19 protein-coding genes and 1 pseudogene are annotated in these 22,345 nt (G+C 73.1%); 9 read left to right on the top strand and 11 right to left on the bottom strand.

Going from position 1 to position 22,345, the window contains the following annotated elements; all coding sequences use genetic code 11:
• The first annotated feature begins 78 nt into the window (after positions 1-78).
• Complete coding sequence (locus BLV72_RS14460; RefSeq protein ID WP_086711159.1) at positions 79-435, top strand: hypothetical protein; 357 nt, start codon at positions 79-81, stop codon at positions 433-435.
• Positions 435-722: a DUF4031 domain-containing protein gene (locus tag BLV72_RS14455; RefSeq protein ID WP_093462694.1), complete on the top strand. Its 288-nt coding sequence runs from the start codon at positions 435-437 to the stop codon at positions 720-722. The genes BLV72_RS14460 and BLV72_RS14455 overlap by 1 nt, the downstream gene beginning before the upstream one ends.
• A gap of 17 nt (positions 723-739) precedes the next feature.
• On the opposite strand, the gene BLV72_RS14450 is transcribed toward BLV72_RS14455, so the two are convergent.
• Entirely contained in the window at positions 740-1,399 is a 660-nt protein-coding gene (locus BLV72_RS14450; protein ID WP_093462692.1) for a response regulator, read from the bottom strand.
• 4 nt (positions 1,400-1,403) lie between these two features.
• Positions 1,404-2,351 (bottom strand): HAMP domain-containing sensor histidine kinase, encoded by a 948-nt coding sequence (locus tag BLV72_RS14445; RefSeq protein ID WP_093462691.1) that lies wholly within the window; start codon positions 2,349-2,351, stop codon positions 1,404-1,406.
• Between the two features lie 285 nt (positions 2,352-2,636).
• On the opposite strand from BLV72_RS14445, the gene BLV72_RS51525 reads away from it, so the two are divergent.
• Together BLV72_RS51525 and BLV72_RS14435 are read left to right on the top strand one after the other, a co-directional pair.
• Positions 2,637-3,008 carry a DUF3040 domain-containing protein gene (locus BLV72_RS51525; protein ID WP_093462689.1) on the top strand — a complete coding sequence of 124 codons (372 nt, stop codon included), beginning with the start codon at positions 2,637-2,639 and terminating at the stop codon, positions 3,006-3,008.
• 196 nt (positions 3,009-3,204) lie between these two features.
• A complete protein-coding gene (locus tag BLV72_RS14435; RefSeq protein ID WP_093462688.1) occupies positions 3,205-4,524 on the top strand; it encodes a cation:proton antiporter in 1,320 nt (439 codons plus the stop codon).
• 409 nt (positions 4,525-4,933) lie between these two features.
• Here BLV72_RS14435 and BLV72_RS14430 read toward each other — a convergent pair whose 3' ends face one another.
• Both BLV72_RS14430 and BLV72_RS14425 read right to left on the bottom strand, forming a co-directional pair.
• The gene (locus BLV72_RS14430) at positions 4,934-6,172 is read right to left on the bottom strand and encodes a Cmx/CmrA family chloramphenicol efflux MFS transporter (protein WP_093462686.1); all 1,239 of its coding nucleotides are present in this window, start codon (positions 6,170-6,172) and stop codon (positions 4,934-4,936) included.
• A gap of 89 nt (positions 6,173-6,261) precedes the next feature.
• On the bottom strand, positions 6,262-6,933 hold the full coding sequence (locus BLV72_RS14425; RefSeq protein ID WP_093462685.1) for an HD domain-containing protein: 672 nt from the start codon (positions 6,931-6,933) through the stop codon (positions 6,262-6,264).
• Positions 6,934-6,989: 56 nt separating this feature from the next.
• Here BLV72_RS14425 and BLV72_RS14420 point away from each other — a divergent pair, with 56 nt between their 5' ends.
• A complete protein-coding gene (locus BLV72_RS14420; RefSeq protein WP_093462683.1) occupies positions 6,990-7,718 on the top strand; it encodes a copper homeostasis protein CutC in 729 nt (242 codons plus the stop codon).
• A 210-nt stretch (positions 7,719-7,928) separates the two neighbouring features.
• Positions 7,929-8,348, top strand: a complete 420-nt coding sequence (locus BLV72_RS14415; protein WP_093470343.1) for a VOC family protein — start codon at positions 7,929-7,931, stop codon at positions 8,346-8,348.
• 13 nt (positions 8,349-8,361) lie between these two features.
• Here the strand turns inward: BLV72_RS14415 and BLV72_RS14410 are convergent, their stop codons facing one another.
• The 3 genes from BLV72_RS14410 to BLV72_RS14400 form a co-directional block, all read right to left on the bottom strand.
• Positions 8,362-10,347, bottom strand: coding sequence for a HelD family protein (locus BLV72_RS14410; protein WP_107417412.1), 1,986 nt, complete (start codon positions 10,345-10,347; stop codon positions 8,362-8,364).
• Positions 10,348-10,738: 391 nt separating this feature from the next.
• On the bottom strand, positions 10,739-11,167 hold the full coding sequence (locus BLV72_RS14405; protein WP_093462680.1) for a hypothetical protein: 429 nt from the start codon (positions 11,165-11,167) through the stop codon (positions 10,739-10,741).
• 180 nt (positions 11,168-11,347) lie between these two features.
• On the bottom strand, positions 11,348-12,997 hold the full coding sequence (locus tag BLV72_RS14400) for a DNA repair helicase XPB (protein ID WP_093462679.1): 1,650 nt from the start codon (positions 12,995-12,997) through the stop codon (positions 11,348-11,350).
• 174 nt (positions 12,998-13,171) lie between these two features.
• Between BLV72_RS14400 and BLV72_RS51520 the strand changes: the two genes are divergently transcribed.
• Positions 13,172-14,053, top strand: a complete 882-nt coding sequence (locus BLV72_RS51520) for a VanZ family protein (protein WP_342030662.1) — start codon at positions 13,172-13,174, stop codon at positions 14,051-14,053.
• A 26-nt stretch (positions 14,054-14,079) separates the two neighbouring features.
• Here the strand turns inward: BLV72_RS51520 and BLV72_RS14390 are convergent, their stop codons facing one another.
• Complete coding sequence (locus BLV72_RS14390) at positions 14,080-16,911, bottom strand: helicase C-terminal domain-containing protein (RefSeq protein ID WP_093462677.1); 2,832 nt, start codon at positions 16,909-16,911, stop codon at positions 14,080-14,082.
• Positions 16,912-17,097: 186 nt separating this feature from the next.
• Here BLV72_RS14390 and BLV72_RS14385 point away from each other — a divergent pair, with 186 nt between their 5' ends.
• A complete protein-coding gene (locus tag BLV72_RS14385) occupies positions 17,098-18,354 on the top strand; it encodes a hypothetical protein (protein WP_093462676.1) in 1,257 nt (418 codons plus the stop codon).
• A 99-nt stretch (positions 18,355-18,453) separates the two neighbouring features.
• Here BLV72_RS14385 and BLV72_RS14380 read toward each other — a convergent pair whose 3' ends face one another.
• The 3 genes and pseudogenes from BLV72_RS14380 to BLV72_RS14370 all read right to left on the bottom strand — a co-directional run bounded on the left by BLV72_RS14380 (position 18,454) and on the right by BLV72_RS14370 (position 21,513).
• A complete protein-coding gene (locus BLV72_RS14380) occupies positions 18,454-19,311 on the bottom strand; it encodes an ABC transporter ATP-binding protein (protein ID WP_425288374.1) in 858 nt (285 codons plus the stop codon).
• Positions 19,308-20,482 (bottom strand): annotated as a pseudogene (locus BLV72_RS14375) (FecCD family ABC transporter permease). The gene BLV72_RS14380 and the pseudogene BLV72_RS14375 overlap by 4 nt, the downstream one beginning before the upstream one ends.
• Complete coding sequence (locus BLV72_RS14370; protein ID WP_093462674.1) at positions 20,479-21,513, bottom strand: FecCD family ABC transporter permease; 1,035 nt, start codon at positions 21,511-21,513, stop codon at positions 20,479-20,481. Before BLV72_RS14370 ends, BLV72_RS14375 begins: the two are co-directional and overlap by 4 nt.
• Positions 21,514-21,588: 75 nt before the next feature.
• Between BLV72_RS14370 and BLV72_RS14365 the strand changes: the two genes are divergently transcribed.
• Positions 21,589-22,281, top strand: coding sequence for an HAD family hydrolase (locus BLV72_RS14365; RefSeq protein ID WP_093462673.1), 693 nt, complete (start codon positions 21,589-21,591; stop codon positions 22,279-22,281).
• Positions 22,282-22,345: the final 64 nt, after the last annotated feature.

Here is a 22,345-nt window from a genome sequence, read left to right as displayed (position 1 = left end):
GCGGCGGTGCGGCGGGGCGAGAAGTCCGAGGATGAAGCAAACAGGCGCCAGGAGGAAGCAAAGGTGACAATGGGACCCATGAAGCTCGAACACGCACTGCACGCGGCCCGTGCTCTCGTCCTGGCCGACCTCGCGGCGGGCGAGGTCGCCCGGGCCGATATCGTCTCGCTGGTCGAAGACGCGATCGCGCACCGTCGGTGGTGGGTCGAGCAGTGGCCGGAAGGCATCGCCTACGTGGCAGGTCTGGTCGCCCAGGACGTCCAGGACGCCCTGCTGGAACGGTACGGCCGATGGCCGCTGTGCCCCGTCTGCACCCAGGGCGGCGACCTCCACGCCCTCGATGTGGAGCCCGAGTTGGGCCCCAACCCGCACTGGGTCTGCGGCAAGACGGCGGTCGCGGTGGCGCCCGTGGGTTCGCTGGGCACCACCCTCTGATGGCCGTACTGATCGACCCGCCCTCGTGGCCGGGCCACGGCCGCCTGTGGTCCCACTTGGTCAGCGATGTCTCCTACGCCGAACTCCACGCCTTCGCCGCCCGCATCGGCGCCCCGCGCCGAGGCTTCGACCGTGACCACTACGACCTGCCGAGCGAGCTGTACGCGAAGGCGGTAGGGGCGGGCGCGGAGGAGGTCGGCAGCAAGGAACTCCTCCGCCGCCTGAAGGCCGCGGGCCTCCGCCGCCCCAAACGAGCCGCGGGGCGCTTGGGACGATCCAGCTCCTAGCTCCTGGCTCCTCGCTCCTACGGTTCGATCAGGCCGACGCGGATGGCGTAACGGGTCAGCTCCAGCCGGTCCTTCAGGCCGAGTTTCTGCAGCAGGTTGGCGCGGTGGCGCTCGACGGTCTTGACGCTGATGACGAGCAGGTCGGCGATCTGCTGTGAGCTGTGTCCCTCGGCGACGAGCTTGAGGATCTCCTCCTCGCGGCTGGTGATGGGCCGTCCGGGGATGCTCTCGCCCTCCTGGAGGCGGCCCAGGTAGTTGCGGATAAGCGCGTTGACGGCGCCGGGATAGAGGAACGGCTCGCCGCGCATGGTGGCGCGGCAGGCTTCGACGAGATCGCGGTCGGCGACGGACTTCAGGACGTATCCGGAGGCGCCGGCCGCCAGCGCCTCGAAGAAGTACTGCTCGTTGTCGTACATGGTCAGGATGAGGATCCGCGTCTCCGGCCGGCTGCGGGCCAGTTCCCGGGCGGCCTGGAGACCGGTCATACGGGGCATGGCGATGTCGAGGATCGCCAGGTCCGGCCGGTGGGCGTGGGCGGCCTCGATGGCCTCGGCACCGTCTCCGGCCTCGGCGACGACGGTGAGATCGGGTTCGCCTTCGAGGATGAGACGGACTCCGCGGCGGACCAGGGCGTGGTCGTCGGCGAGGAGGATGCGGGTTTCGGTCGCCTCGGGCATATGGTCACTGGCTCCGGTGGGAGACGGGGACGGTCAGGCGTACGTCGGTGCCGCCTCCCGGAGCGGACCCGAGGTCGAGTTCGGCGCCGATGAGCAGGGCCCGTTCGCGCATGCCGCGGATGCCCGCGCCCTCGGCGGCGTCGCCGAGGCCCCGGCCGTCGTCGCGGACACGCAGTTCGACGCCCGCGGGGCTACGGGTGAGGGCGAGCTCCGCACGGCGGGCGGCGGCATGGCGCGCGACGTTGGTCAGGCCTTCCTGGGCGACGCGGTAGAGGACGAGCTCGGTCTCCGCCTCCAGCGGCGGCAGATCGGCGGAGATGCGGTGGTGTACGACCAGGGTGGCACCGGTGAACTCGTTGGTGAGGGCCTTCAGGGCGCTGGTCAGCCCCAGCTCCTCGAGAACGCCGGGGCGCAGCCGCCGCGCGATGCGGCGGATCTCGTCCAGGCTGGTCCGGGTGGTCTCCCGGACCTGGTGCAGGTCCTCGCGCAGACTGGGTGGCGCGTGGCCCGCGGCCTGGTTGAGTTCGAGCAGGACGGCCGTAAGGCTCTGGCCGACCTCGTCATGGAGTTCCTGGGCGATCCGGTGACGCTCCGACTCCTGGGCGGACAGGGCGCGTGCGGCGCTGGTGGCGCGCTCGGCCTCCAGCCGGTCGAGCATGGCGTTGAACGTCGTGATCAGCTCGGCGACCTCGCCACGCCCGCCCACGGCGGGCCGCTCCGCGGGGCGCAGCAGATCGATGGTGGTCATGGCGCGGGTGAGCCGCTGGAGCGGGACGAGGCCGATACGCAGCAGCAGCCCGTTGGCGATCAGCATCACGCCCAGCCCTCCGGTGAGGACGGCGGCCTCGGTGAGCAGCACCGGGGTGGAGACCGTGACCGGCCCGAGCAGCAGCGCGGTGGCCATGATGAGCACCACGGCGTTGAGCAGGAAGATCCGCCAGAACAAGGACATCGTGTGCCGTCTGCTCCTTTGGCGGGGTGGGGTGGTGCGGTGGCTGGCCGGCCGCCTCTTCTCTATCACTCGTGGCCGCTGTCCCGGCCGGAGGAAGGGGCGGGGCCGGGGCGGGTGTCGGGATGAGGGCCGTGTCGGAGTGGGGCCGGGACGAGCGAGGGGATGGGCGTCGGCATGGGGGTCGCCCACCGGCGGAGATGGGTGTCGGCCCCGATGGTGGGGCGCGTGGCCGGCGTGTGACCGTGATAGTGACGCCGTGCAGGCCCGCCCGTGGGAGGAGCAGCGATGGCAGCGCCCGGAGACATCCAGCTGCACGAGCTCGAGGAGCGGATGGCGGGGAGTGACCCGCGCTTCGCCCGTGGCCTGGGAGAGGGACGGCCCCGCCGTCCCCGGGAGTACCGGCGTGGACCGGCGTGGGCGCTGCTCGCCGTCTCACTGGCGATGCAGGTGGTCGGCATGCTGCTGCCGCAGGGTCTGCTCCTCGCGGCGGGGCTGGTCGTGGCGGGTATCGCGGCACACCAGTTCGTATCCCCGCCCGGGCGCCGGTCCGGCCGGCCCTGGTGGCGGCTGCCGCTTTCCCGGCACGGCACGAGGGGACCGGGCCGAGGCACGGATGAGCCCGGGCCGTGGCGTGCCCGGGCCCGCGCCGATGGGTGACCGGGCCCACGCCGCACGGCGAATTGCCCTGTGCCGAGGGGCGACGTGTCCGGACGAGGGGCAACGGGCCCTGGACGAAGGAGAAGGAGGACGCATACGCCTCGTACGCCGCGACCGCCGCGGCATCCCGGCCCGTTCCCGCCGATGAATCCAACGAAGCCGACGAACCTGATGAAGCTCACGAAGGTGGTGACCCGTGGGACATGCCGACACTCTGCTCGCTCTGGGCGGCGCCTTTCTGGCCGCCGCAGTCCTTGCCCGCCTCGGCAGCCGGATCGGGCTGCCGACCATCCCGCTGTTCATGCTCGCCGGGATCCTGCTGGGCCCCCACACCCCCGGCCTGGTCCTGGTCGAGGATGCACGCGACTTCGAGATGCTCTCGGCCCTCGGGCTGGTGCTGCTGCTGTTCTACCTGGGTCTGGAGTTCCACCTCGACGACCTCCGGAGCGGCGGCCGGCGGCTGCTGGCCGCGGGCGGGATCTACTTGCTGCTGAATGTCGGCGCGGGCCTCGGGTTCGGGTTCGCCCTTGGCTGGGGCGCCCGGGAGGCCCTGGTGCTCGCGGGCGTCCTGGGCATCTCATCCTCCGCGATCGTCACCAAGATCCTGATCGACCTGGGCCGTATCGCCCGCCCGGAGACGCGTCTGATCCTGGGCGTCATCGTGGTGGAGGACATCTTCCTCGCGCTCTACCTCGCCGCGCTCCAGCCCGTCATCAGCGGTGCCCAGGGCATCCAGGAGACGGTCCTTCAGGCGGGCAAGGCATTCGGGTTCCTGCTGGCGCTGGCGGTCGCGGCCCGCTACGGCACCCGGCTGATCGGGCGTCTGATCTCGGTCAGCGACAATGAACTGCTGGTCATCAGCTTCCTCGGCACCGCGGTCCTGGTGGCCGGAGTCTCCGAAGTCCTCGGGGTCGCCGACGCCATCGGCGCCTTCATGGCCGGGCTGATCCTGGCGGGAACCCGCTCCGGTCCGCGGATCCGCGAACTGGTGCACCCGCTGCGCGACGCCTTCGCGGCCATCTTCTTCTTCGCCTTCGGGCTGGCCATCGACCCCGGCGACATCGCGTCCGTCGCCGCCCCGGTGGCCGCCGCCGCGGCGCTGACCATCGTCATGAACGTGATCGCCGGACTGCTTGTGGCGCGCCTGTACCGCTACGGCCCCGAGCCCGCCGCGGACATCGCCACCACGCTCCTGGCACGCGGGGAGTTCGCCCTGGTCCTGGCCGCCATGGCCACCAGCGCCGGGCTCGACGCCAGGTTGGCGCCGTTCATCGCCGGTTACGTCCTGGTCCTCGCCGTCCTCGGCCCCGTCGTCGCCGGACGCGCACACCTGCTGGCCCGCGCGCTGCGGTCGGCGCGCACGACCTCGCCCGACGGCGGACCGGACCCCGCCACCGCCGCCCCCGCCCCGGCACCGGACGCGCCCGGCGCCGACGGCTCCGAGGCTGCCGGTGCCGGGTCCCGGCCCATGTCATCGGCACCGGTGTCATCCGCACGGGTGTCCTCCGCGGGGTAAGCGGAACGGTGACACCGGACCCCGCCGGGGACGGGGCAGGACGCCCACCGTCGCGTCGAGACGGCGCCACCGAAGAAGGGGCCCAAGCCCAACGACACCCGGGGCTCGGCCGCGCCGCACCGGAGCAGCCACCGGGTCCTGCGCATCCGAGAACCGCGTATCGGGTTCGGCACGCCCGAGCCCAGCACCCGAGCCCAGCACCCGAGCCCAGCACCCGAGCCCAGCACCCGAGTCCAGCACCCGAGCCCGGCGCGGCCGCATCTCGCCCACGCGCATCCCGCGCGGCCGAGCCCTGCACCGGCCCCCTGCGCGACCGAACCCCGTCCCTGACCCCTACGCGTCCGAGCCCAGCACCCGAGCCCGATTCACCCCAACCCAGGCGCACACGACGCCCCGCCCCCCGGCTTCGCTACCGCGGCTGCGAACGTTGCGACGGCCGGGAGTCCGGGGCGTACGAGGCGGCCGGTGCCGAGGACGCGATGACGCGCGAGCCACCGGCCGCCCGGTGCAGGCGCATCGCGGCGACCGTCGTCAGCACGCCCGTACCGGCGAGCGCCGCGCCCGTCCAGGCGACCGCCGGGTAGCCCCAGCCCAAGTCGATGACGAGCCCGCCGAGCCACGGGCCCACCGTGTTGCCGATGTTGAAGGCCGAGGTGTTCGTCGCGCCCGCGAGCGTGGGCGCGGCGTTGGCGAGGTTGAACATCCGGGCGTTGAGTGCGGGCGCGGTGAAGAAGGCGGTGAAGCCGAGCAGCAGCGCCAACGTCACGGCCGCGACCGCGCTGTGCGCGGTCAGCGCCAGCGCGCTCAGCACGACCGTCGAGGCGGTGATGCCCCCGAGCATCGTGCCGAACAGATGCGCGTCCGCGATCCGCCCGCCGAGCACCGTCCCCAGCAGCGCGCCGACCCCGAACAGCGCGAGCACGGTCGGCACCCAGCTCTCGTCCAGCCCCGCCACATCCGTCAGCAGTGGCCCGAGGTAGGAGAACAGGCAGAAGACCGCGCCACCGCTCAGCGCGGTGGCGGCCAGCGCCAGCCACACCTGCCGGTCGCGGTAGATGCGCAACTCGGCCCGCAGCCGCGGCCGGTCGTCCCCGGTCGGCACCTCCGTACGCGGTACGAGCGCGACGACGCCGACCAGCCCGAGCGCCGACAGCCCGGCCACCGCCCAGAAGGCGGCCCGCCACCCCGCGTGCTGCCCGAGCAACGCCCCGGCGGGGACCCCGGCGATGTTCGCGATGCTCAGTCCGCCGACCATCACCGCCATCGCCTTGGCCCGCGCGTTCACCGGCACCAGCGATACGGCCACCGCGGCGCCCACCGCCCAGAACCCGGCACAGGCGAGCGCGCTGACGACCCGCGAGGCGAACAGCACTCCGTACGACGGCGCCAGCGCCCCCGCGATCTGCCCGAGCCCGAACACCGCGAGCAGCGCCATCAGCGTCGTCCGCCGCGGCAACCGCAACGTGGCCGCCGCCAGCACCGGCGCCCCGACCACCATCCCGATCGCGAAGGCCGATATCAGCAACCCGGCCGTGGGGATGGACACGCCCATGTCCCGCGCGACGGGTTGCAGCAGCCCGGACAGCATGAACTCGGAGGTACCGAGGGCGAAGACGGACAGCCCGAGGACATAGACCGCCAGGGGCATGCGGGAGCGAGCGGAGTCCGCTGGGGAGGAGGAGGGCATGCCAGGCTCAACACCATGGCCTGACCTCGGCATTCCTTCAACGGCACAGGTTACGAACCGAGCAGCTCCAGCTCCGTGGCCATGTTGTGGCGCGCGGCCTCCTCCCAGCGGTCGTGCCCCTCCGGGGTGCGGAAGAGGCGGGACAGGCCCAGCAGGTGGCGGAGGACATGCGCGCGGCCCTCGCGGAAGGCGTCGTCGGGGACGAAGCCGTACTCCTCGCGGACCGCCGCCGCGTAGGCGCCGTAGGCCGCCGGGGAGCCCGCCAGTACGGCGAGGTCGGCGTCGCAGAGGACTTCGCCGTTGGTGTCGCCCTCGGCGGGGTCGTGGTCGCGGGTGACGAGGACGAGGCGGACGGTTTCGGCCGTGCGGGGCGCCGGGACGGCCGCCTCGGTGAGGGCGCGTTCGGCGAGGCGGGCGCTGCGTTCCTCGTTGGTGGAGCGGTCGGGGAGGTAGACGGCGTCGTGGAACCAGGCGGCGAGCCGGATGGCGGCGGGGTCGGGGGCCTGGACGTGGGGGAGCAGCTCGTCCACCCGGTCCAGGACCGCGAGCAGGTGATCGGTGGTGTGGTAGCGGCGCTGGGGTTCGGCCCAGCGGGTCAGGAGGTTCTCGCCGTAGGGGAGGGGAGGTGGAGCGGTGGCTTCGCGGGCGCTGGTGAGGAGGTCCGTCCAGCGGGTGAGCAGGGCGTCATGGGCCGGATGGCGGGCGGGCGCGGGTGCGGACATGGGCCAATTGTGGGGTAGCGGTTTGCCCTCTTGCGCGGTGTGGCAAGCTGTGGAGCATGTCTAGACCAATTCTCGAGGTGATCGCCCTGAACCCGGCGGACGCGATCGCCGCACAGGCCGGAGGGGCGGACCGCCTCGAACTGGTCACCGACATGGCCGCCGACGGGCTCACCCCCTCCCGTGAGACCTTCGCCGCCGTCCGTTCTGCCGTGGACCTGCCGGTACGAGTGATGCTCCGCGGGGCCGACGGCTTCGCGGCCGGGGACCCCGCCGCGTTCGACGCGCTGTGCGAGGCCGCCGCCGCGCTGCACTCCGAGGGGGCGGACGAGTTCGTCCTGGGCTTCCTGACCGATGACGGCGGGGTCGATCTGGCCGCCGTGACCGCGCTGGCCGAGGTCGTGCGGGCGGGTGGCGGGGTGGACGAGAGCCGCTGGACCTTCCACCGGGCCATCGACCGCGCCGCGGATCGCGACGGGCTGCGCAAGCGGCTCGCCGACCTCCCCGGCCTCGACACGTATCTCACCGCCGGGTCCGCGCGCGGCGTCGACGACGGTTTGCCGACCTTGGCCGAGGAGGCGGCGCGGACCGGTACGCCGGGCTATGAGCCGCGCATCATGGCCGGTGGCGGGCTGCGCCTCGACCATCTGTCCGCCCTGCGCGCCGCCGGGATCGACGCCTTCCACATCGGCGGCGCGGCCCGTCCGGTGGGATGGGCCGGCCCGGTGGACGCGGCCGCGGTCGGCCGGTGGCGTACGGCCCTGGACGCGCCCGTTCCGGTCGCCTGAGGGCGGTCTGTGCGGCGCTGAGGACGGCCTGTGCGGCGGCTGTGCCGACAAGCTCCTGTGGGGTGCTGGGCCTGCACACTGGGCCGGTTTCCGGCCCGGAAACCGGCCTGGAAACCGGCCCGAAGACCGGTGATCGATACCGGGCGGCTTCTGCCCGGTATCGACCGTACGGTCATTCGCACGGCACACAACACCTCACGGGAGCTTGCCATGCACTTCGCCTCGATCCGCGTCATCACCGAGGACGTCGCCCGGATCACCGACTTCTACGAGCGGGCCACGGGCCTGACCGCGAAGCGGTACACGGACGACTTCGCCGAGTTCATGACATCGCGCGGAACCCTCGCCCTGGCGAGCACCCGCACGGTGCGGGGGCTCGGTGAGCAGGCGCCCCGGCCCGCGGCGAACCAGAGCGTGATCGTGGAGTTCCACGTCGCCGATGTCGACGGTGAGTACGAGCGGCTCAAGGAGTTCGACATCGAGATCGTGAACGAGCCCACCACACACCCCTGGGGCAACCGTTCGCTGCTGTTCAAGGACCCCGACGGCAATCTCGTCAACTTCTTCACGCCCGTCACCCCGGACGCCCTCGAGCGATTCGAGCAGCAGACCGCCGAAGCCGAGGCGTAACGGTCAGCTCAGTTCAGCTCAGCCGCTCCGGCAGCGCCGCTCCGTGGACGACCGTCAGCCCCGAGACCGCACGGGTCAGGGAGACATACAGGCGGCGCAGCCCGGTGCGTTCGTCCGGCTCGCCGTCGACCACCGCGGCCGGTTCGTCCAGCACCACGTAGTCGTACTCCAGACCCTTGGCCAAGGTCGCCGGGACGAGCGTGAGCCGGGCCTCGGCGCTGGTCTCCTCGCCGGGGGAGAGATGGGTCAGACCCGCCGCGTCCAGGGCCTCGGCCAGCGCCGGGACGCGGGCGTCGGCCGCGATGAGACCGACGGAGCCCTCGTGGGTCAGCGCGTCCTGGCACGCGGCGATCACGGCCGCGTCCAGCTCGGCCGGGTCCACGGCCCGTACGGAGAAGTCGCCGGCCGCCTCGCGGATCGAGGTGGCCTCCGACAGGCCGGGGGCGATGGCGGGCAGCAGCCGTGAGGCGTACGCGATCACCTCGCGCGGCACCCGGAAACCCTGGGTCAGCTCCTCGATCGCGGCCCCGTCCTTGCCCAGATGGGTCAGGGCCTCCTCCCAACTGGCCGTCGCCCATGGGGTGGTGCCCTGGGCGATATCGCCGAGCACGGTCGCCGAGCCGGTGCTGCAGCGGCGGCCGACCGCGCGGTACTGCATGGGCGACAGGTCCTGCGCCTCGTCCAGGACCACATGCCCGAGGGACGGGGTGCGCTCGATGAGATCGGCGGCCTCGTCGATCAGCACCAGGTCCGCCGGGGACCACTTCGCGGACTTCACACCGCGCCCCGGCCTCGTCCACAGGACGGTCTTCTGCTCGTCGGTGTCGAGGACGCCCTCCGCGTGCTCGGCCAGGAAGTCGGCGTCGGAGAGCAGCCGCAGCACCAGCTTGGCCGGGTCGACCGGCGGCCAGATCGCCTTGACCGCCGCCTTGACGGCCGCGTTGCGCGCGACCGCGTCCTGGACCCGGTCGTCGGGCGCCTCGCCCGCCTGTTCCATCCGGACGAGCACGGCGTGCGCGATGCGCTGCGGAAGCGCCTCGCGGGCCGCGCCGTAGCGGATGTCGCGGGTGAGCAACTCCTCGACCATCTCCTGCAGTTCATACGCGGGCACCCGCCAGCGGCGTGAACCGCGCACCACCACACAGGGTTCGGTGGGGGCGGTGACATACGAGCGCAGGGCGCGCCGCAGCACCTCGGCCAGCCGCGCATCGCCCTTGATGCGTGCCGCGTCGGCGGAGTCGGTGCCCCGCGCCTCCGCGCCCAGGGCCGGGCGGGTCACCAGGTCCTCGACGGTCGCCTGGGCCACCTGCAACTCGCCGAGGGCGGGCAGGACCTGCTCGATGTAGTGGAGGAAGGAGCGGTTCGGGCCGATGACGAGGGTGCCGGAGCGGGCCAGCCGCTCGCGGTGCGCGTACAGCAGATACGCCACCCGGTGCAGCCCCACGGCCGTCTTACCGGTGCCCGGCGCCCCCTGGACGCAGATGGTGCCGCCGATCCCCTGGCGGACGATCTCGTCCTGCTCCGGCTGGATCGTCGCGACGATGTCCCGCATCGGGCCGACGCGCGGGCGCTCGATCTCGGACTGGAGCAGCTTGCTGGTCTGCTCGGCCTCGTCGGGGTCGGAGAGCCGTTCGTCCTCGTACGCCGTCAACTCGCCGCCCGTGTAGCCGAAGCGGCGGCGCAGCGCGATGTCCATCGGCGCCGTCTTGGACGCCTGGTAGAAGGGCTGGGAGACGGGGGCACGCCAGTCGATGACCATGGGGTCGCCGTCCGCGTCGTGCACATGGCGGCGGCCGATATAGAAGCGCTCGCCCTCCGCGCCCTCGGCCGCCTCCCCGCCCGGTGCGTGCAGATAGTCGAGCCGGCCGAAGAAGAGCGGGGTGTCGGCGAGGTCGGCGAGGGCCTTGATGCGCTCGCTGACCTGGTGGTGCAGCGCCGCGGCGTTGACCCAGTTCGCGGCGACGTCCCGGAGGTCGAGGGCCTCGACATCGGCGCGCATGGCGCGCAGCGCGGCGCGGGAGTCGGTCAGATGGGCGCGCTCCCGTGCGAGAGGATCTGCCGCCTGGGGGGCCGGAAGAGGGTCTGCGCGGGGTCTGAGAGGGGATCTGCGTGGTCAGGGGCGTGCGAGGGCACGGCGTAGCCTCCGGCGAGCGAGTACACACAAGCGAGTGCACAGAGCGAATACACAAAGCGGGTGCGCGGTATGGATGCGCGGTCAGAGATGCCGACCGGTTTCCGTCCGGACGGCGGCTCTCCCGTTCGGAGCGCGGGAGGCGGCAAGACCGGCGATTGTAGCCAGGGCATGTCCGGGAGGCGAATGAATTATGGCGGGCCCTGGGGGAGGGGGCCGGGCGGGCTCGCGGGCGGGCCTCGCGTGGGCCCGTCCGGTCTCAGGCGAGCCGCAGGGCGCGGAAGGTCACGCGCTGGTTGAACCACAGCAGCGTCACCGTCGTCGCGCCCATCAGGACCGCGACGGTCAGATGCCCGGCGACCGAGGTGACCGGGGCGCCGAGGGCGGCGAGGACGAGATGGAGGCCGACGCGGAGCGCGAGCAGCCCGATGGCGATCTTCCGGGTGTGGGCGTTCTTGAGCATCGCCCGCATCAGCCTCACCCGGCGACGCAGCACGGTCGCCCCGACGACGACGTTCACCAAGGCGATCGCGATGAGCACCATCCAGGCGTCGTCCCACGCCTTGGTCAGGTCGTACGCGGCACCCATGACGCCCTCGAAGCCGAAGAACCACAGCGGCAGCGGCTTGATGTCGCTCAGGTCGATGTCGGTGGTCGCGGTCTTGCGTTTACGGATGCTGATGCCCATGTCCCCGCCCCTTCGGCGTCGTGGTGCCGTGTCCTGCTGACACTCACGATCCTTCCGGGCGGGGAACGCCCCGGGCAGAGTCGGCGATCACCGGTCGCCCATGACACATGTCATGGCCATGGGAGCGTGCGCGACGGCCCTGGGTGACCGGCGACCGGGTGACCAGTGGTGGGCCGAACGTCAGACGTCCTCGTCCGCGAGCAGCTCGCTCGCGTCCACGATCCGGTACGCGTACCCCTGCTCGGCCAGGAACCGCTGCCGGTGCGCCGCGAAGTCCTGGTCGATCGTGTCGCGCGCGACCACCGAGTAGAAGACCGCCGGGTGGCCGTCGGCCTTGGGGCGCAGCACCCGGCCGAGCCGCTGGGCCTCCTCCTGGCGGGAGCCGAAGGTGCCGGAGACCTGGATGGCGACCGTGGCCTCCGGGAGGTCGATGGAGAAGTTGGCGACCTTCGAGACGACGAGCACCGACAGCTCGCCCTCCCGGAAGGCGTCGAAGAGCTTCTCCCGCTGGGCGTTGGTGGTCTCGCCCTTGATGACGGGCGCGTCCAGGTGCTCGCCCAGCTCGTCGAGCTGGTCGATGTACTGGCCGATGACCAGGGTCTGCTGCCCCTTGTGCCGGGCGACCAGCGCCTCGGTGACCTTCCGCTTGGAGTCGGTGGTGGCGCAGTAGCGGTACTTCTCGTCGGTCTCGGCGGTCGCGTACGTCAGCCGCTCGGCCTCGGTCAGGTTGACCCGGACCTCGACACAGTCGGCGGGCGCGATATAGCCCTGTGCCTCGATCTCCTTCCAGGGCGCGTCGAAGCGCTTGGGCCCGATGAGCGAGAAGACATCGGACTCCCGGCCGTCCTCCCGGACGAGCGTCGCGGTGAGCCCGAGCCGCCGCCGGGCCTGCAGATCGGCGGTGAACTTGAAGACGGGCGCCGGCAGCAGATGCACCTCGTCGTAGACGATCAGGCCCCAGTCGCGGGAGTCGAACAGCTCCAGATGCGGGTAGATGCCCTTCCGCTTGGTGGTGAGCACCTGATACGTGGCGATGGTGATCGGGCGGATCTCCTTCCGCGTCCCGCTGTACTCACCGATCTCCTCCTCGGTGAGCGAGGTGCGGCGCACCAGCTCGTGCTTCCACTGCCGGGCGGAGACGGTGTTGGTGACCAGGATCAGCGTGGTCGACTTGGCGGTGGCCATCGCACCCGCCCCGACCAGCGTCTTTCCGGCGCCACAGGGCAGTACGACGACACCGGAGCCGCCGTGCCAGAAGCCCTCCACGGCCTGCGTCTGATACGGCCGCAGCGCCCAGCCGTCCTCGTGCAGCTCGATGGGGTGGGCCTCGCCGTCCACATACCCGGCCAGGTCCTCGGCGGGCCAGCCCAGCTTCAGCAGCGTCTGCTTGATCTGTCCGCGCTCGGAGGGGTGGACGACCACGGTCTCCGGGTCGATCCGGGCGCCGACCAGCGGCTGGATCTTCTTCGACCGCAGGATCTCCTCGAGGATCGGGCGGTCGCTGGTCTCCAGGACCAGACCGTGGGTGGGGTGCTTGAGCAGCCGCAGCCGCCCGTAGCGGGCCATGGTCTCCGCGACGTCGACGAGGAGGGCGTGCGGGACGGGGTAGCGGGAGTACGCGACGAGGGCGTCGACCACCTGCTCGGCGTCGTGCCCGGCGGCGCGGGCGTTCCACAGCCCCAGCGGGGTCACCCGGTAGGTGTGGATGTGCTCGGGCGCCCGCTCCAGCTCGGCGAAGGGCGCGATGGCGCGGCGGCAGGCGCCGGCCTGCTCGTGGTCCACCTCGAGCAGGAGCGTCTTGTCGCTTTGGACGATGAGGGGTCCATTCACGCGCCTGGGTCCTTTCGTGCTGCCGGCCAAAGAACCAGTGTCCCCCATCGGGAAGGCGTGGCGGGAAGCCGCAGGGATACAACCGGCGGCTACGGGCAAGCGGCGAAGACGGATACGGGCGGATACGGACCGACGGAACCGCGACAACAGAGCCATGGGCGGGAGGGAGTCCCTGTGATCAGCATCGCTGGATGGGAGATCCGGCGGACGGCGGACAAGAGGACGACGGTAAGGCGGACGGCGGAGAAGCGGGCGGGGGAGAAGAAGCCGGGGGAGAAGAAGCCGCGGGAGGGTTCCCGGACGGCGAGCGGCGAGAAGCGGGCGAGCGGCGAGAAGAAGGGGCCGCGGGCGGGTGGGGCTCTGACGAAGGGGTCCCGGACGACAAAGCCGCAGCCCAGGAAGTCGCGGACCGCGAAGCCTCAGTCCACGAAGGCGCAGACCGCTAAGGCCCAGGCCGCGAAGCCTGAGTCCGCGAAGGCTTCGTCAACGAAGGCCCGGACCGCGAAGCCCGCCAAGCCCGTGGAGCCCGAGGGCACGCAGGAGACGGCGCTGCTGCAGCGCAAGTCGTTCGGCGCGCGCGCCGCACGGTTGCTGGTGCTCCTCGTGGCGTTCGTCTGCATGGTCGGCTTCGCGGCGGCGCTCGCCAAGGCCACGCTCGTGCCCCAGCCCGGCTCCGTCGACCTCGTCCACACCAATCTGCATCCGGGGCGGTCGCTGCGCGCGTACATCGACCAGCCCGCCTTCCGGGACACGGTGAAGCAGATCGGCGGCAATGTGCTGCTCGGTGCCCCCTTCGGGGTGCTGCTCCCGATGCTGCTGCCCAAGGCGCGGGGCGCGGTGCGGGTGGTCGTCGTGACGGCCTTGGTGATGGTGGCCGTCGAGACCGTCCAGGGGCTCATCGTCGAGGGCCGGGCCTTCGACATCGACGACGTCATCCTCAACACCACGGGCGCGCTGCTCGGCTACGTCGTGGTCGGCCGCTGGCTCGGCCACGCCCTGCACCCCCGGCGCCGCCACTGGTGGCACCGCTGGACCCGGCGACCGCCCGCCGCGTGAGCTGTCGCCATAGGGACTACCAGGGCCTACGTCGCGTCCTCGGCCAGTTCGGCGGCGCCCGTGATGCGGTGCAGAGGGTACGTACGGACCTCGTCCGCCGTGTGGTCGTACGCCGTGACGAAGCCGCCCTCGACCCGGACCGGTGCGATCACGCGCTGGGTGGCCGCGCCGTTCGCGTTGACATAGCCGATCCAGACGTTGGAGCCGGTCAGGGCCGCGGCCTGCATGGTGGCGAGGGTGTCGGCGGAGGTGGTGCGGGGCAGCCGATCGCCGGTGGCGGCGGCCCCGGAACGAGCCCCGGAACCGGGCCGAGAACCAGCCCCGGAGCCGGACCCTGCGTCCGGCGGCGCCCCGGCTCCGGACACGACAGCCGGTTTGTGGGGCGCGGTCGCAGCGAGGTCTCCGGCGCGGATGGCGCGCACCGCCGCGCCCAGCAGGGTGGCGTCGGCCACCGGCGGGCCCTCCGGCACCGGGACGGGCGGCGTACGGGGCGGGGTGCGCTGGGCTTCGGGGCGGCTGACCAGCACATCGCCCTCGGCGGACTCGGCGGCCGGGGCGTACCCCATCGCCCGCAGCCCCTCCAGCAGCGTGTCCGGCGGCGCCTGGGCGGCCAGGACGGTGGGGGCGAGGCGGCGCAGCCGCAGCCCCGCCGAGCGGCGGTCGGCGAGGATCTCGGCGAGCAGCGCGTCGTCGTCGCAGCGCAGATACGCGGAGGCGGCGCCGATGCGCAGCCGGCCGTGCTTACGGGCCACATCGTTGACGAGGTAGCTGAGCGGCTGGGGCACCGGGGTGCGGGAGTGCGCGGCGAGGAAGGTGTGCACATCGTCGGCGGTCCGCCCGGCGTCCAGCGCACGGCGTACGGACTCGGGCGTGAAGCGGTACACGGTCGCACCGCCCTTGGACTCCACGTCGGCGAGGATGCCCAGCGTCTCGGCGAGCGGCCGTTCCAGCGGGCCGGGCGCGACGGCGGTCAGGTCCGCCTGGAGCAGGACGTGGTCGAGGGGTTCGGGGAGCAGCGGCGCGAGCAGCCGCGCGGCGTGCGCGGACGCGGTGTCGATCCTGGCGGCCGGCGGCTCGTCCGGGTGGGGCTCCAGCAGGGCGCGGCCGTGGGAGGAGAGCGCGCCCCGGCCGGTGATCCCGAGCATTTCGGCCTCGGCCACGGCCCAGCGAGCCAGCCGCGAGCGCAGGTCCTCCCTGGTGGGTGAGGTGGCACTGGGGGCGGCACCGGTGGCAGCCGCGGCGGGGACCCCGCGGTGGCTGGTCGGCCGCTCCCACCGCAGCCGATTCAGCAGGACGTCGGGGGCGGCCGCGGCGCCGGGCGGGAGGGTGGCCAGGAGTTCGAGGACCCGGCGGCGGACCTCGGGAGCCGGGGAGCGGTCCAGGTCCGGGCCGAGCGCGGCGAGGGTGCGGCCCCGGTTGTCCCGGCCGCCGACCAGCCCCGCCGTACGGGTCGCGGGCAGCCAGGCGGCGGCGAGCCGCGCCCAGCGCTCCTCGGCGGGCAGCCGCAGCCAGTCGTCGTAGGCGGGGGTGGGGGCGTAGCGCTCGTCGGTCTCGCCGTCGGAGGCCAGCAGCCCGGCCGCGTAGGCCAGCTCGATCCAGAAGGCGGCCACCGGTTCGGACACGTCGAGTGCCACGGCGGCCCGCTTGAGGTCGCGGACGCTCAGCCCGCCCGCGCGCAACACGGGAGGTCCGGCGCTCTCCCACTGCCCCAGCAGCTCCTCGACGGTGGTCAGGGCGGTGAAGGTCTGGCCCGCGGCGGTGTTATCCACAGCCTGTGGATCGTGTTCGGCGGTGGGCGGGAGCGGCGGGGCCAGCGGCTCGGGGGCGCGGTGCGCCCGGCCGTGGCGCAGATGCAGGGCCACCTCGCGGGGCAGCACGACGTTGCGCGGCCCGGACGGGAGCAGCAGTCCGCGGTCCAGCAGCCAGCCGACCGGTGGGGTGGGCGAGGCGACGGACGCCTCCCCGTACGGCGGTCCCCAGGTCAGCTTGGCCAGCACGGCCGCCGCGCCCGCCGGAGCCCCGTCCAGCAGCGCCGCCATCCGGGCGCGGTCCTGGAACAGCTCGGCCAGGGCCGCCACCGCCGTGACCGGGTCGTGGGTGGGCGGCAGCCCGGCACTCGCCAGCAGCTCCTGCAGTCGGCCCGGCGACATCCCGGACGTGGCCTCCTGGACGGTCGGGCCGAGACCGGTCGGGGAGGGGGAGGTGGGGGAGGGCGCGAGCAGTTCGCGGGCGGTGCGGACGAGGCGGAGCCGGTCGTCACCGCCCCAGACCAGGGCCTGGTCGCGCAGGGTGGCCACGGCACGCGGCAGCTCGGCCGCGATCGCCGCACGTTCCTGGCCGCCCAGGGCGGCGTCGGCGCCGGACGCGGGGCCGGCGGGTGAGGCGGGGCTGAGGGGTGCCGCGGGCCCGGCGGGCCGGGCGTTCGCGGGACCCTGAGCAGCCCCAGCACCGTCGGTTCCCTCCGCGCCCCGGGCGTCCCCCTGGCCCCCGGCCTCCTCGCCCTCATCGCCCGTCAGCAGATCCCGCAGGAGTTCGTACGGGCACGGGTCGGGCGCGACCGCCAGCGCCTCGGCGGTCTGCAGCGCGAACCGGTCGAGCCGCTCCACGGCCCGTACCACCGAGGCGCGGGTGCCGGCCCGGGTGGCGAGCTGGGTGAGGTCGTTCGGGACCGGGGAGAGCAGATCGGGGCGGGCGCGCAGCAGGGCGGCGAGGGCGTCGTCGGGCCGGGTCCGCAGCTCCTCGGCGAGTGTGCGCGGCGCCGCGCGGCCGCGGGTGCCGTGGCCGCCGTCCCATGGGCCGGTGTCCCGTGGGCCGCCGTCCCCGTGGCCGGTGTCCTCACGGCCGGTGTCTGCGGGCAACTCATGCCTCCCGGTTGCGCGAGCTGGTCTCTTCGGGCATTTCAGCCGTCCCGATTCCATGAACTGCTCATTCGATCCACAGTACCCGCGGGGTGCGGGACGCAGGGGATGCGGCGGGACTCCGCTTCCGCGCGGTACGGTCGGAGCCGACTGATACGCCGACCGTGCGCATTCTCAGGGGTCTTGGTGGGGATCGAGAGCGAAAAGCTCGTCTACGACTATCTGAGCCGTGTCGGTGACCTGGCTCAGCAGCAGGGTCTGTCGTCCGGTGAACGCATGCGACTGGTCTCCGGGCTGCGTGCCGATATCGACCATCGCCGGACCACCGGAGGGGCGGACAGCCCGGCCGGGGTGAAGCGGATCCTGTCCAAGCTGGGTTCACCGGCCGACGTGGTGGCCGCCGCGGGCGGCCGGCCCCCGGACCCGGGCTCGGGAACGGGCACTGAGCCGGGCGCGGCGGGCAGTGGCACGGTCGGCGGCGCGGGCGGCGGTGCGTCGTCGCGGGGAGCTGCCGGGGCGGCGCGGGCGGCCCGCGACAAGCTGGCCGGGCTCGCCAAGAGCAGCGGTCTCACCGGTAAGGTCCCCACCCCGCGCGAGGAGGACGCCCCGGGGGTGCCCGGCGGCCGGAACGGCGGCGGCCCGGGCGACGGTTCCCCCTCCCTGATCAAGCCGAGGCCCGCCACCCCCGCCACGCCCCCGTCCAACGCCGCCTCGCCGCCGCATCTCGCGGGGGAGGACGAACTGAGCCCGCGCGAGTCCAACATGGACTGGTGGCACGTGGAGGCGGGCCCGTTCGCCCAGTCCGAGCGGCGCGACGCGCAGTACGGCTCGGTCGAGGGGTTCACCGGCGGAATCGAGATCCCCGAACTGCTCGGCAAGGGCAAGACGGCCGAGCAGGAACGACAAGAGCGGCGGGAGGCCGAGGAGAAGGAGGCGGAGGAGGAAGCGGCCGCCGCCGAGGCCCGGGCCGCCGAGGAGGCGGAGGCCAAGGCCGCGGCCGGGGGCAAGCAGCGCGGTGCGCTGCGCCGGGTGCTCCTCGGGCCCGGCAAGGCGGCCGATCAGCCCGCGGGCGGGGGCGGGGTCGGCGTCGCCACATGGCTGGCCGGGCTCGGCCCGATACTGCTGGTGGCGGTCGGACTCCTCGTGGCGGGCGCCGTCATGGGCAACATCATCCCGATCGCCTTCGGCTGGGTGATCGCGTACTACGGCACCTACCGCCACTCCCCGGCCGGGGCGAAGTGGGCCTCGATGGGGATACCCGGTCTGGTCGCGGCCGGGGCCGGGGTCTGGCTGTGGGGCCGGGCCGCCCGCAAATGGGGTCAGCCGATCCCCGAGGACGGGTGGAAGGACGCGCTGACCGGCACCTGGCCGTTCGTCGTCCGGGGCGCGGCCATCGCCTCGGTGCTCTTCTTGCTGTGGCGCGCGAGGCGACGCAAGGGCTGACGCCGACAAGGGCTGACTCCGGAGGGCGGGGCACCCGGCGGCTGACTCCGGAGGGCGGGACACCCGGCCCTCCGCTCAGTTCAGCTCGGCCTGCGCCGCTCAGTCCTGCTCGGCCTGCCAAGGCGTGCCCGGGACGACGAGGGGGCTGCCGGTGACCGGGTCGGGGACGACCACCGAGTGCAGGCCGAAGACCTCGTGCACCAGGTCCGCCGTGACGATCTCCGCCGGGCGGCCGCGTGCCACGATCCGGCCAGCCTTCATCGCGATCAGATGATCGGCGTAGCGGGCGGCCTGGTTGAGGTCGTGCAGGACGGCGACGACCGTACGGCCGCGTTCGTGGTTGAGCTGGCGCACCAGGTCCAGCACCTCCACCTGGTGGGAGATGTCCAGATACGTCGTCGGCTCGTCCAGCAGCAGCAGATCGGTCTCCTGCGCGAGCGCCATCGCGATCCATACGCGCTGCCGCTGTCCGCCGGACAGCTCGTCCACCGGGCGGTCGGCGAGCGCCGTCACGTCCGTACGCTCCATGGCGTCCGTGACGGCTCGTTCGTCCTCCTCCGACCACTGCTGCCACCAGTGCTGATGCGGTTGGCGGCCGCGGGAGACGAGATCGGCGACGGTGATCGCCTCGGGCGCGACCGGGGTCTGCGGGAGCAGCCCCACGGCCCGGGCGATCTTCTTGGTGGGGATACGGGCGAGATCCGTGCCGTCGAGGAGTACCGCGCCGCCGCGCGGCCGCAGCAGCCGCCCGAGGGCGCGCAGCAGGGTGGACTTGCCGCAGGCGTTGGGGCCGACGATGACCGTGACCTCGCCGTCGGGTATCGCCAGGTCCAGCCCGTCCACGACGGTCCGGTCCTCGTAGGCGAGGGTCAGCTCACGCGCGGTGAGCCGGTTCGGGGCGGCGGGTGTCACCAGATCCGGTCCCGTCGTACCCGTTGTGGACGCCGAAGCGGTCATGCGGCGGTGCCTCCCTTACGGCCGCGTCCCCGGAAGACAGCAGCAGGTGGATCAGATACGGGGCGCCGACCGCGGCGGTCAGCACGCCCACCGGCAGTTCGGTCGGCGCGAACAGCTTGCGGGCCAGCAGATCGGCGGTGACGACGATGAACGCGCCGGCCAGGGCCGAGCACAGCAGCGGGATCTGGGCGGTCCTGGTCATCCGGCGGGCGATCTGCGGGGCGAGCAGCGCCACGAAGTCCACCGGGCCGGCCGCGCCCGTCGCCATCGACGCGAGTACGACGCCGAGGGAGACCAGGCCCAGCCGCACCCGCCCGAGCCGTACGCCCAGCGCGGTCGCCGTGTCGTCGTCCAGGGACACCGTGCGCTGCGCCCGCGCCGCCCACAGCACACCGGGCAGCAGCACCAGCAGCGCCCAGCCGAGCGGACCGGCCTCGTCCCAGCCGCGTCCGTTGAGCGAACCGGTCATCCACACCTTCGCCTGCTGGGCCACCAGATAGTCGCCCTTGGTCAGGAAGAGCTGGGTGATCGAGCGCAGCGCGACGGCGAAGCCGATGCCGATGAGCACGAAGCGGGTCGCCTGCAGTCCGCCGCGCCAGGCGAAGACGTACACCAGCGCGGCGGCGGCGAGACCGCCCGCGACGGAGAGATAGGGCAGGACGGCGAAGGAGGTGACCCCGTAGGTCATCGCGCCCACGGTCACCGCGCTCGCGCCCTGGCTGACACCGATGATGTCGGGGCTCGCGAGGGGGTTGCGGGCCACCGTCTGGATCAGCGCGCCCGCGATGCCGAAGGCGGCGCCGACCATCAGACCGAGTGTCATCCGGGGAAGCCGCAGCGTGCCGACGACGAGGTCGTTCGAGGTGGCCTGCCCGAGGCCCCACTGGGTGTGCAGGACGGCCTTCACGGCGTCGGCGGGGGCGATGAAGCTCTCGCCGACGCACAGATACGCCACACAGACGGCGACGGTGGCCAGGGCCAGCCCGAGCGCGACGAGGGCCGAGCGGCGATGCAGCAGGAACGATCCGCCACGGCGATCACGCGCGTCATGGCCGCTTCGTCCGCCGGGTCCGCCACGGCCGCCGCCCTTGATGCGGATGAGGCCGTACCCGGCGGGGCGGACCCCCGGACGGACGGCCGGACGGTCGGTGCGGCTGTCGGTGGCGGTCATGCGGCCACCGTCTTCCGGCGCACCAGCGTGACCAGGAAGGGCACCCCGATCAGCGCGGTCATCACGCCCGCCGGGACCTCGCTCGGCGGGAAGAGGATCCGGCCCACCACATCCGAGACCAGCAGCATCACCGGGCCGATCAGGGCGGCCATCGGAAGGACCCAGCGGTGGTCGGTGCCGACGGTCGCGCGGGCGATATGGGGGACCGCGAGGCCGACGAAGGCGAGCGGCCCCGCGGCGGCGACCCCGACCCCGGTGAGGATCGTGGCGCCGAGGGCGGCGACGACCCGTACGACCGCCACGTTCTGGCCGAGCCCCTTCGCGACGTCCTCGCCGAGCGCCAGCGCGTCAAGACCGCGTGCCACCGCGATCACCAGCACCGTGCCGACCAGCAGGAACGGCCAGATCTGGCCGACGATCTCGGTGTCCCGCCCGGCGAGCGAGCCGATCTGCCAGAAGCGGAACTCATCCAGGGCCGCCGCCTTCGTCGTCAGCACGCCCGTCGTCACGGACACCAGCAGCGCGTTGATCGCGGCGCCGGAGAGGGCGAGTTTGACCGGGGTCGCGCCGCCCCGCCCGCTGCCGGCGATGGCGTAGACGGCGACCGAGGCCAGCCCCGCGCCCGCGAAGGCGAACCAGACATAGCCATTGAGCGTATGCACTCCGGCGAAGGCGATCGCGAGCACCACGCCCACCGAGGCCCCCTGGCTGACGCCGAGGATGCCCGGGTCGGCGATCGGGTTGCGGGTGACGCCCTGCATCACCGTGCCCGCCATGGCCAGCGCCGCGCCGACCATCAGCCCGATGACGGTGCGCGGCAGCCGCAGGGACCGCACGATGTCGGCGGCGTCGCTCGAACCGCCGTGCAGCAGCGCGTCCAGCACCGCGCTCGGCGCGATCTGGCGGCTGCCCACGGCCAGGCTCAGCAGGATGGCGAGCAGCAGGGCGACGACGGCGGTGGCCGTCCAGCCGAGGCGGCGGCGGACCAGTGAGGCTCTGGGAGGGCGGCTGCTGGTCCGGTCGGCGGTCATCGCTTCCGTTCGTTCTTCTCGCTCGTCGGCTACGAAGTTAGGCGAGGCTAAGTGTATGGGGTGGGTCGAGGCACAATGGCGGGCATGTCTTCGTACTCCGCTCCGTCCCCCGTCCCCACCACCGACCCGGGCCTCGCCGCGGAGGCCGGGTCACACACGGTGACCGTCGGCTTCGACCTCGACATGACCCTCATCGACTCCCGGCCGGGCATCAAGGCGGCGTACGAGGCGCTCGCGGCCCGGACCGGCACCTACATCGACTCCGATCTCGCCATCACCCGGCTCGGTCCGCCGCTGGAGCAGGAGCTGGTCCACTGGTTCCCCGACGAGCGCGTCGAGGAGATGGGCGAGCTCTACCGCGAGCTCTACCCGGAGTACGCGATCGGACCGACCCCGGCCATGACCGGGGCCCGTGAGGCGATCGAGGCCGTGCGGCGGGCCGGGGGCCGGGCCATCGTCGTCACCGCGAAGCACGAGCCCAACGCCAAGCTGCACCTGAGCCACCTGGACATCGAGGCGGACGCGGTCATCGGCTGGCTGTGGGCCGAGGCCAAGGCGGAGGCGCTGCGGGAGTACGGGGCGACGGTGTACGTGGGGGACCACACGGGTGACGTACGGGGCGCCCGTACGGCCGGTGCGCTGTCCGTGGCGGTCGCCACCGGGCCCTGCCCGGCGGATGAGCTGCTGGCGGCCGGCGCCGATGTCGTCCTGGACGACCTGACGGCGTTCCCGGCCTGGCTGGCGGGGCACATAGGCGGTCGCGCCTAGGAGGTCACCCCAGCAGGCTGATCGGCTCGGTGACGCGGATCCCGGGGTGAAACAGACCCCGGGC

The organism is Streptomyces melanosporofaciens (assembly GCF_900105695.1).
Taxonomy (GTDB): Bacteria; Actinomycetota; Actinomycetes; order Streptomycetales; family Streptomycetaceae; genus Streptomyces; species Streptomyces antimycoticus.
Note: the sequence above shows the minus strand (reverse complement) of the source record. Positions and strands in the feature narration are given on the sequence as shown.